Raw genomic sequence first — 3,433 nt, forward strand, 5'->3', positions numbered from 1 at the left:
CCATGTAGTGGTACATCACGACCATGACGGCCGCGCCGAGGCGCATGCCGTCCAGGACGTGGAGGCGTTTGGGTTTCCTCCCGGTCGGGCTGGGCAGGGCGCTCGGCGCGAGATCGGGTACACGCGGCGCCGGGGCGACCGGGGTCTTCTGGTTGAGCACTGGCTTCCCCACCTGGATGTGCAGACGCAAAGCGCGGTCGGGCAAGGTGCGCATGGGCGTCCCAGACGCCGGGCGCCGAGCTTCTTCGGCTGGCTCATGCAGCGACGCCGCCTCGCTCTGACATGGAGTTGAGTCACCGGTCTGGCCCCCCGCCGGTGAGATCCTCTTGAATCTGCCTCGTCCAGACAAGCATGAAGAGCCCCGGAAACAACTCCATGCGACGGAAGCGGACGAAAGGCTGAGAGGTTGCAGCGGGCACTGCTACTTGAATGTGTGAAAGGTTCCTCTTCCATACGATAGGCGCCGTGGATGTTCTGCAGTTCATGCAGCTGCCCGCGTTAGATTAGGTTCTGTGCGCTGTGCTGCATAGCGGGTGCCGTCAGGGCGGCGGCTTTACGTCAAGGTTGATGGCAGACCTCCCGGCCTGCGCGGAGGCGGAGCTGTGGGGGCCACCTCGATCTGGGTAGATCCGCCTCCGGCATACCAGGTGTGGGGTGGTTAGTCGGCCGTGCCAGTCGAACCGGACCACTCGAGGGGGAATAGTATTCCACCTCATGGCAATCGCTTCCGGCCCTCCCTCGCATCTCGGCAATCTGACCTTCCACGGACCGCTCTCCGAAGCTCGCGCCGCGCGCATCGTTTTGCGGCTTGCCGCCGTTTCGCCCTCCACCATTCTCGACATCGGCTGCGGCTGGGGCGAACTGCTGCTCCGCGTCCTCGAGTCCGTCCCGGGGTCGACAGGCGTGGGCCTCGACATTAACGCCGAGGACCTGGACCGAGGCAGAGACCTTGCAAAGGAGCGCGGACTGGCCAGCCGGGTCGAATTCAGCGAGGAGTCGGCCTTTGGTACGGCACGAGGGCCCGCGGACGCGGTGCTTTGCCTGGGGGCCGGTCAGGCGCTGGTTGACCCCGGGCAGCCGTACGATCCCAGCGTTGTACTGCACGAGCTACGCCGCTTGGTCCGCCCAGGCGGACTCGTCGTCCTTGGCGAGGGCTTTTGGGATTGCGCCCCGACGGACGAGGAACTTGCGGCTATGTGGCCCGGAGCCCGCGCAGACGACCACCCGCGGCTCGGAGCGCTCGTCGACCTCGCTGTCGAGGCGGGCTTCAGGCCAGCTTGGATCGAGTCAGCGAGTCGTGATGAGTGGGAGGAGTTCGAGTCCGGATACCGCTTCAATACAGAACTCTGGCTCGCGAGGAATCCCGACCACCCACTCGCTGCCGAGACCCGCGAACGAGTCGACCGGCAGCGGTCGTCCTGGGCTCACGGCTACCGCAACGTACTTGGCATGGCGTACCTGACTCTCGTTCCGGTTACCAGAACCTGACCGCTGGCGAATCTGTGGGGAAGAGTGAGTGTCGACTCAGCCAGTGTCGGGGGCCGTTGTTGCTCGATTAGGAGCACAAATTGGGCTGCTGCACCGGTCTCGGTGGCCTACAAGGCTCGGCGCGTTGTCCACACGATGGGCCCTCTCGGTGAGGGACGGTTTGCGGTGCTGCTCCACCTGGTTCGTCGCCTGCTTCGCCGCCCGGATGCGTGCTCCCCGGTCCTGACCTACCTAGGGCCTGTCCCACGGGCCGCGTGACTAAACGCTTTTGAGATCGCTCCCATCCGATGTGGGGCGGGGCGATCTATCCGACGAAGCGTGGGCACGATTGGAGCCACACCTTCCGAAGAATGTGGGCCGGGGCGGGCGCTGGAAGGACCACCGCATGGTGGTCAACGGAATCCTCTTCCGCAAGCGAACGGGCATCCCGTGGCGCGACCTGCCGACACGGTTCGGGAGCTGGATGACGGTGCACGATCGCCACCAGCGATGGTCGGCGGACGGTACGTGGGAGAGTGCTACGGGCTGTGCAGGCCGGCGCGGACGCAGGAGGGCGGATGGACTTGGTCTTTGGTCGGGATCGACTCCGCGTCCTGCCGGGCCCACCAGCACGCCGCAGGAGCCTGTGCCCGACCACCGCGCATCGCCGGCCAGTACCAGGCAAACGAGGTCCTGGGCCGCTCCCGGGGTGGTCTCTCTTGCAAGTTTCACCTGGCGAGTCCACGGCACCGTTACCGATGCATCTCTTGCTCTTTGGCCGCGTACGTATCCCGGCGGACAGTCCTCTAGAGCCCGCTGTTCGGGGGCCGCTTGCCCTGCACGACACTGATCAGCGACTCTGCTGCGGCTGGCAGGCCGGCGAGATGACCAGCCTCTCGGATCTGGTTCTCCGTCATGGCCACGGCCTTCGCCAGTTGGATGGCGTCGTGGATTCCGTTGCCGTCACCGTGGTCGAACATCACGAAGTACCAGCGCACCGACTGGACCGGGTCCGGCTCGGTGCCGAACCCATCGCGGTACCAGCAGCCTGCCGCGTACATCGCCCCGGTGTGGCCTCGTTCCGCAGCCCACAGGTACCAGCTCAGCGCCTCCTCATCCCGATCCACCGTGGAGAGCCGGTCGGAGAGAATGGCGCCGGCCTCGACGAGTCCCTGTCCGGCGGCGCGTTCCAGCAGGCGCAGGGATTCACCGGCGTCATCGGTCTTCTGGGCGAGGTTGAAGGCCGCGTAGATGTCGCCACCCTTGGCGGCAGCACGGAACAGCTCGGCCGCAGCCACGGGATCCTGCTCGACGCCGATGCCTTCGACGAGCATGTAGCCGTAGGTGCGCTGACCTGCCGGATTCCCGGACTCGGCGGACACCCTGGCGTACGTCACAGCCAGTGGCAATGCCGACTCGTCGAAGTAGTCCAGCAGAATCCCGGACAACAGCGCGGCGGCTTCCGCCGATCCAGCATCGGCCAACGCGCGGATCTCGACGGCGGCCTTGGTGGCCCACTCCGCCCCCTCCTTGCTGCCACGCATGGCAGCCAGGACCCAGGCATGGGCCGCGGCGACCCAGTCCCCGGTGCGGGCGGCGGACCTGCCCCGATCCAACAAGTCCGCCACCGCAGGCGGCATAGGCGCACCCGCCGGCGGTTCGATGATCGGCGTCGAATGATGTTCACTGGGGGGCTCGGTCGTGCTGCGGTCAGCCCATCGAACGCCGGAGTGGGGGGCGTCGATGCGGAGCCGGTCGGCGCCGCTCAGCTGCCAGACGGCGCCCGCGCGCATGCGGGCTGGGGAGGCGCGCCACCGCGCACGGAGTTGTTGAGGTCGGCGTGCTCCGACCGCAGCAGGAAACCGTACGTCGCCCTGTGAGGCTGGTCGATCCGCTACCGGGGACTGTGTGAATGGGGTGATGCGTCCATGGTTCATGCCGGCCGGCAGGTCTTTCCTGGAGTCAA

3 protein-coding genes and 1 pseudogene are annotated in these 3,433 nt (G+C 66.7%); 3 read left to right on the forward strand and 1 reads right to left on the reverse strand.

All coding sequences use genetic code 11. The features are described 5' to 3' along the window. Positions 1-714: 714 nt before the first annotated feature. A complete protein-coding gene (locus ACF1G2_RS35980; RefSeq protein ID WP_391802360.1) occupies positions 715-1,488 on the forward strand; it encodes an SAM-dependent methyltransferase in 774 nt (257 codons plus the stop codon). 289 nt (positions 1,489-1,777) lie between these two features. Next, a pseudogene (locus ACF1G2_RS35985) lies at positions 1,778-2,205 on the forward strand (IS5 family transposase); the annotation flags it as partial. Between the two features lie 68 nt (positions 2,206-2,273). Here the strand turns inward: ACF1G2_RS35985 and ACF1G2_RS35990 are convergent. After that, entirely contained in the window at positions 2,274-3,011 is a 738-nt protein-coding gene (locus ACF1G2_RS35990) for a tetratricopeptide repeat protein (protein WP_391802361.1), read from the reverse strand. On the opposite strand from ACF1G2_RS35990, the gene ACF1G2_RS35995 reads away from it, so the two are divergent. Continuing rightward, a complete protein-coding gene (locus ACF1G2_RS35995; RefSeq protein ID WP_391802362.1) occupies positions 3,010-3,147 on the forward strand; it encodes a hypothetical protein in 138 nt (45 codons plus the stop codon). The genes ACF1G2_RS35990 and ACF1G2_RS35995 overlap by 2 nt on opposite strands. Positions 3,148-3,433: the final 286 nt, after the last annotated feature.

This window comes from Streptomyces sp. NPDC013457 (assembly GCF_043089925.1).
In the GTDB taxonomy this organism is placed as follows: Bacteria; Actinomycetota; Actinomycetes; order Streptomycetales; family Streptomycetaceae; genus Streptomyces.